This is a genomic window from Rhizobacter sp. (genome assembly GCF_031412495.1).
GTDB lineage: Bacteria > Pseudomonadota > Gammaproteobacteria > Burkholderiales > Burkholderiaceae_C > Schlegelella_A.
Map to the genome: position 1 here is coordinate 1 of NZ_JANODC010000282.1, position 7115 is coordinate 7115.

A 7115-nucleotide genomic window follows, 5' to 3' on the forward strand; every position below is an offset into this window, starting at 1 on the left:
GGGTCACATCGACCTGGCCGCGCCGTGCGCGCACATCTGGTTCCTCAAGTCGCTGCCGTCGCGCCTGGGCCTCGTGCTCGACATGACGCTGCGCGACATCGAGCGGGTGCTCTACTTCGAGGCGTACGTGGTCGTCGATCCGGGCATGACGCCGCTCAAGAAGTTCTCGATCATGACCGAGGACGATTTCGACGCGAAGCGCACCGAGTACGGTGACGAGTTCATCGCCCTCATGGGCGCCGAAGGCGTGCACAAGCTGCTGGCCGAGATCGACCTCGACATCGAGATCGAGAAGCTGCGCGGCGACATGACCGGCTCCGAGCTCAAGGTCAAGAAGAACTCGAAGCGCCTGAAGGTCATGGAGGCCTTCAAGAAGTCGGGCATCAAGCCGCAGTGGATGGTGATGGAGGTCCTGCCGGTCCTGCCGCCGGATCTCCGCCCGCTGGTGCCGCTGGACGGCGGCCGCTTCGCGACCTCCGACCTGAACGACCTCTACCGCCGGGTCATCAACCGCAACAACCGCCTGGCGCGGCTGCTCGAGCTGAAGGCGCCCGAGATCATCGTCCGCAACGAGAAGCGCATGCTTCAGGAAGCGGTCGATTCACTGCTCGACAACGGCCGTCGCGGCAAGGCGATGACTGGCGCCAACAAGCGTGCCCTCAAGTCGCTCGCCGACATGATCAAGGGCAAGAGCGGCCGCTTCCGCCAGAACCTGCTCGGCAAGCGCGTCGACTACTCGGGCCGCTCGGTCATCGTCGTCGGCCCGACGCTGAAGCTGCACCAGTGCGGCCTGCCGAAGCTGATGGCGCTCGAGCTGTTCAAGCCCTTCATCTTCTCGCGCCTCGAGGCGATGGGCATCGCCACCACGATCAAGGCGGCGAAGAAGGAAGTCGAGACCGGCACGCCCGTGGTCTGGGACATCCTCGAGGAAGTGATCAAGGAGCACCCCGTGCTCCTGAACCGCGCCCCGACGCTGCACCGGCTCGGCATCCAGGCCTTCGAGCCGGTGCTGATCGAAGGCAAGGCGATCCAGCTGCATCCGCTCGTCTGCGCGGCGTTCAACGCCGACTTCGACGGCGACCAGATGGCCGTGCACATCCCGCTGTCGATCGAGGCGCAGATGGAAGCGCGCACGCTGATGCTGGCGTCGAACAACGTGCTGTTCCCGGCCAACGGCGAGCCGTCGATCGTGCCCTCGCAGGACGTCGTGCTCGGCCTCTACTACGCGACCCGCGACCGCATCAACGCCAAGGGCGAAGGCATCATCTTCGCCGACGTGGCCGAGGTGCAGCGCGCGCTCGACAACGAGCAGGTCGAGGTGACGGCCAAGGTCACGGTGCGCCTGACCGAGTACGAGAAGGACAAGGACAGCGGCGAGTTCACTCCGGTGACCAAGCTCGTCGACACCACCGTCGGCCGGGCCCTCCTCTCGGAGATCCTGCCGCGAGGACTCGCCTTCTCGAACCTCAACAAGACGCTGAAGAAGAAGGAGATCTCGCGCCTCATCAACACCTCCTTCCGCAAATGCGGCCTGAAGGAGACGGTCGTCTTCGCCGACAAGCTGCTGCAGGCGGGCTTCCGCCTGGCGACGCGCGCCGGCATCTCGATCGCGATCGACGACATGCTCGTGCCGAAGGAAAAGCCGGGCCTCATCGAGCGCGCCGAAAAGGAAGTCAAGGAGATCGAGCAGCAGTACGTCTCGGGCCTGGTGACCTCCGGCGAGCGCTACAACAAGGTGGTCGACATCTGGGGCAAGACCGGCGACGAGGTCGGCAAGGTCATGATGGCCCAGCTCTCCAAGCAGAAGGTCATCGACCGCAACGGCAAGGAAGTCGACCAGGAGTCGTTCAACTCCATCTACATGATGGCCGACTCCGGGGCGCGCGGCTCGGCGGCGCAGATCCGCCAGCTGGCGGGCATGCGCGGCCTGATGGCCAAGCCGGACGGCTCGATCATCGAGACGCCGATCACGGCGAATTTCCGCGAAGGCCTGAACGTCCTGCAGTACTTCATCTCGACGCACGGCGCCCGCAAGGGCCTGGCCGACACGGCGCTGAAGACGGCCAACTCCGGCTACCTGACGCGCCGCCTCGTGGACGTGACGCAGGACCTCGTGGTCATCGAGGAAGACTGCGCGACCATGAACGGGCTGAACATGCGCGCCCTGGTCGAAGGCGGCGAGGTGATCGAGAGCCTGCGCGACCGGATCCTCGGCCGCGTCGCAGCGGTCGACGTCGTCGGGCCGGAGACGCAGGAGGTGCTCCTGCGTGCCGGCGAGATGCTCGACGAGGACGTGCTCGACGAGCTCGAGGCAGCGGCGGTCGACGAGGTCAAGGTGCGCACGGCGCTGACGTGCTCGACGCGCTTCGGCATCTGCGCCAAGTGCTACGGCCGCGACCTCGGCCGTGGCGGGCTGATCAACGTCGGCGAGGCGATCGGCGTCATCGCGGCGCAGTCGATCGGCGAGCCGGGCACGCAGCTGACGATGCGCACCTTCCACATCGGCGGTGCGGCTTCGCGGGCGGCGGTCGCCTCCAGCGTCGACGCCAAGTCCGACGGAACGGTCGGCTTCAACCCGACCATGCGCTACGTGACCAACGGCAAGGGCGAACTGGTGGTGATCTCCCGTTCCGGCGAGATTATCATCACCGACCCGCACGGTCGCGAGCGCGAGCGCCACAAGGTGCCGTACGGCGCCCTGCTGGGCATCAAGTCCGACCAGCAGATCAAGGCCGGGACGGTGCTCGCCAACTGGGACCCGCTGACCCGACCGATCATCACCGAGTTCGCCGGCCGCGCGAAGTTCGAGAACGTCGAGGAGGGCTCGACCGTCGCCAAGCAGGTCGACGAGGTCACCGGCCTGTCGACCCTGGTGGTCATCGACCCGAAGCGTCGCGGTGCGACCAAGGTGATCCGGCCGCAGGTCAAGCTGCTGGACACGGCGGGCAACGAGGTGAAGATCCCCGGCACCGACCACTCGGTGACGATCGGCTTCCCGATCGGCTCGCTGATCCAGATCCGCGACGGGCAGGACCTGGCCCCGGGCGAGGTGCTGGCGCGGATCCCGGTCGAAGGGCAGAAGACGCGCGACATCACGGGCGGCCTGCCGCGCGTGGCCGAGCTCTTCGAGGCCCGCACGCCGAAGGACAAGGGCACGCTGGCCGAGATGACGGGCACGGTCTCGTTCGGCAAGGAGACCAAGGGCAAGGTCCGCCTGCAAATCACCGACCCGGAAGGCAAGGTCTACGAGGAGCTGGTGCCGAAGGAAAAGAACATCGTCGTCCACGAGGGACAGGTGGTGAACAAGGGCGAGTCGATCGTCGACGGGCCGGCCGATCCGCAGGACATCCTGCGCCTCCTGGGCATGGAGGAGCTGGCGCGCTACATCGTCGACGAGGTGCAGGACGTCTATCGCCTGCAGGGCGTGAAGATCAACGACAAGCACATCGAGGTGATCGTTCGCCAGATGCTTCGTCGCGTGCAGATCACGAACCCCGGCGAGACGTCCTACATCCTGGGCGAGCAGGTCGAGCGCTCCGAGCTCTTCGGTCGCAACGACAAGGCCGTGGCCGAGGGCAAGCTGCCGGCGACCTATGCCGACGTCCTGCTGGGCATCACCAAGGCGTCGCTGTCGACCGACAGCTTCATCTCCGCGGCGTCCTTCCAGGAGACCACGCGGGTGCTGACCGAAGCGGCCATCATGGGCAAGCGCGACGAGCTGCGCGGGCTGAAGGAAAACGTCATCGTGGGCCGGCTCATCCCCGCCGGCACGGGCATGGCGTTCCACGAGGCGCGCAAGGCCAAGGAAGCGATGGACGACGCCGAGCGCCGCGCCATCGCCGTCCAGGAAGCCGAGGAGCTCGCGGCGGTGCAGATGCAGCAGGTCGATGCGGCGAGCGACGCCGCGGCTGCGGCAGCAGCGGCGACCGAGTAGCGGCGGCCGTTCCGGCGAACGAAAGGGCAGCCTGCGGGCTGCCCTTTCGTCAATGTGCGGGCACCGCTGCGGCGGGGGCGTCGAAAGCAGCGATCGCCGCGTCGAGCGACGGCAGGAAGGTGTTCATCTCCGACTCGGCGAGGGCGGACCGAAGGCGGCGCAGCTCGGCCAGCAAGTCCGCGCCGCGATCGCCGCGCACGAAGCGCGCGAGCGCGAGGCCGCGGGCGACGACGAGCTCGCTCATCGGCAGCGATTCGTTGGCGGTGTAGGCGCGGATTCGCGCGCACTCGCGCTCGACGCCATCGCCGTCGCCGAGATCGAGCAGCGCATCGATGGCAAGCTCGCGCAGCTGCACGTGGTTGTGGCTGACGCAGCCGAGTCCGAGCTGCCTCTCGCCCTCCTCGAGCCAGAGGCGACGCGCCTCGGCGTCGGTTTCCACCAGCGCGCAGGCGCCGTGGACCCATGGACCGATATGACCCATGCCGTGCTCGCGGCAGATCGCGATTGCGTCGCGCGCCAGCCGGCGCGCTCGCTCGCGGTCGCCCCGCCGCAACGCAATCATCGCGACCATGCCGTGGGTCTGCGCCTCGAAGCGCTTGGCACCCACCGCGCGCGCGAGCCGAAGCGCTGCGTCAGCCTGCGCTTCGGCTTCGTCGAGGCGGCCCCGGATCAGGCCTTCGACCCAGGCGACGAGCTGGCGCGCCATGAGTTCAGCGCGCGGCTGCGAGGCGCGCTGCGCGAGCTCGATCGCCTCGTGGCCGATCGCGACCGCGGAGCCGAACTCGGCCAGATGGATCCCCGTCCAGCCGATCATCGAGAGATTGGCCACCTCCAGGCGGCCGAAGCCGTGTTCCCGCGCCAGGGCCACACAAGCGCGGAACTGCTGATTCGCCGATCGCATGCGGCCGTGCAGGTAGTAGGCATCGCCGAGGCCGCCGATGGCAGCGGCCTCGGCCTCGAGCGAGCCCGACGCACGGGCGTGCTGGCGCGCCAACTCGTGCTCGCGCAGGCACTCGGCCGAACGACCGAGCGGGAAGAGCAGGTTGCCGCGCAGGTGGTGCAGGCGCGAAAGTTCAGGCGCGAGACCGGCCGCCTCTGCCAGCGGTTGCGCCTCGTCGAGCGTCGCCAGGCCTTCGGCGATGCGATCGTTGAGTCGCATCCCGGCCGCCATCGCGATCATCGCGGTCGCGCGGTCGCCGGCGCTCGCGGCCGTCGCGAGCGCGGTCCGACAGGCATCGATCGCCTCACCGGAGCGGCCGAGCTCGACAAGCAGCCGTCCGCGCATCATCAGCAGCGCGAACCGAGTGCCTTGCTCGGTGGCCGAGGCAAGGCCGCGCTCGACAAGCGTCAGCGCCGCCGCGTGGCGGAACTGGGCCGCCGCGGCCTCGCTCGCCTTCAGATAGGCCGGGGCGGCCCTGGCGTCCGCGGCTCGATCGAAATGCTCGGCGGCGAGCGCGAGATCGTCGCGGGCGAACCACTCGCCGGCACGGGCGTGCAGCGCCCGGCGGCGCTTGTGCAGCAGCGATGCGTAGACGCCGTCGCGGATGAGCGCATGGCAGAACATGAACTCGGCGCCGTCGGCGCGAACGAGGAAGTGGTCGGCGAGGAGCCGGCAGTCGTAGGCCGGGTCGTCGATCAGGAACCGAAGCGCCTCGAGGCCGTAGCGCTGGCCGAGCACCGCTGCGCCCTGCAGGGCCACCTTGTCCACGGCGGGCAGGCGGTCGACTCGGGTATGAACCAGCGCCTGGATCGACCCGGGCAGGCTCGCCTGTGCGCCTTCGCCGGCGTTCAGAAGAAGCTGCAGCAGAAAGAGCGGATTGCCCTCGGCCCGCTCGACGCAGCTCTCGACCAGCGCCGGCGACATCGACGAGGCCCGTGTGGCCAGCCGCAGCGAATCCGCGGGCCCGAGGGCGCCAAGGTCGATGCCGATGAGCGGCGCGCCGTGCAGCGCGGTGCGCCAGGCGCCCGCCGTCGGATCGCCGGCAAAGCGCGTCGTCATGACCAGCAGCAGCGGCTTTCGCGACGCGAGGACCGCCAACGCCGCGAGCCGCTCGAGCGTCCAGGGGTCGGCCCAGTGGATGTCCTCGACCACGAGCAGGAGCGGCGCTGCCGCCCCGGCTGCCTCCGCCAGGTCGCACAGGGCATGCAGGGAGCCCTGCTCGCGGGCGATCGTGCTCATCGCGGCCGCGAGCGCGCGCAGCTCGGGCGGCGGGTCGACGTCGAGCAGGTCGTAGAGGCAGAGGCGACGGTCGGCACCGCTGGCCGCCGAGGCGCCCGACCGCACGATCGCCTCGCGCCGCCCGGCTTCGTCGGCGGTGCCGGCGAGGCCCAGCAGGCTGCGTGCGAGGCTCCGGACGGCGTCGCGGCCGGTCTCAGCGCCGAAATCGAGCACCGCGGCGCCGTGGCAGGAGAACCCGCCGGCGCGGGCAATGGCCGCGAACTCGGCGACCAGCCTCGATTTTCCGACCCCAGGGTCGCCGCGGACGACGAGGACCCGGCCCCGCCTGCGCTCGGCACAGCCTTCGGCGATGGCCCGGAAGTCGCGCAACTCCTCGTCCCGGCCGACGAGCTCGCCGCCCCCTGCCGCGGGCGCCATGCGTTCCCCGAGCACGCGGTAGGCGACGAGGGGGTGCTCCTTGCCCTTGACCTCGACCGGCGCCCCGGCGTCGGCACTGAAGAAGTCGGACACCTGCAGCCAGGTGCTCGCGCTGACGACGACCTCGCCCGCGCGAGCCAGGCTGCGCAGGCGCGCCGCGGTATTGACGGCGTCACCGGTCAGGGCGTAGTCGCCGGCGCGCGCATCGCTGCGACGGGCGACGACGAGTCCGGTGTTGATCCCGGTGTGCAGCATGAGCGCATGACCGACCGGCGGCGACAGCGCCGCGACGAGCTCGTCGACGACCTGGTGCAACTCGAGCGCGGCGGCCACCGCGTTGCGCGCATCGTCGCGCCGCGCGACCGGCACGCCGAAGAGGGCCATGATCTCGTCGCCGACGAACTGGTTCACGGTGCCGCCGCGCCGTTCCACGACCTCGATCGCGCTCTGCTTGATGCGGACCATGATCGCTTCCACCTCTTCCGGGTCCAGCGCCTCGTTGAGTGCGGTGTAGCCCGAGAGGTCGGAGAACATCACCGTCGCCTGTCGGCGCTCGGCTTCAGCCGCTCCGGGCTGGGCGGTGGG

General features: G+C 69.4%; 2 protein-coding genes. One reads left to right on the forward strand and one right to left on the reverse strand.

The features are described 5' to 3' along the window. The coding region (gene rpoC / locus AC30N0_RS10625; RefSeq protein WP_489517887.1) for a DNA-directed RNA polymerase subunit beta' at window positions 1–3934 on the forward strand (3934 nt) is incomplete at its 5' end. A 49-nt stretch (window positions 3935–3983) separates the two neighbouring features. On the opposite strand, the gene AC30N0_RS10630 is transcribed toward rpoC, so the two are convergent. Continuing rightward, window positions 3984–7067 carry an adenylate/guanylate cyclase domain-containing protein gene (locus tag AC30N0_RS10630; protein ID WP_489517888.1) on the reverse strand — a complete coding sequence of 1028 codons (3084 nt, stop codon included), beginning with the start codon at window positions 7065–7067 and terminating at the stop codon, window positions 3984–3986. Window positions 7068–7115: the final 48 nt, after the last annotated feature.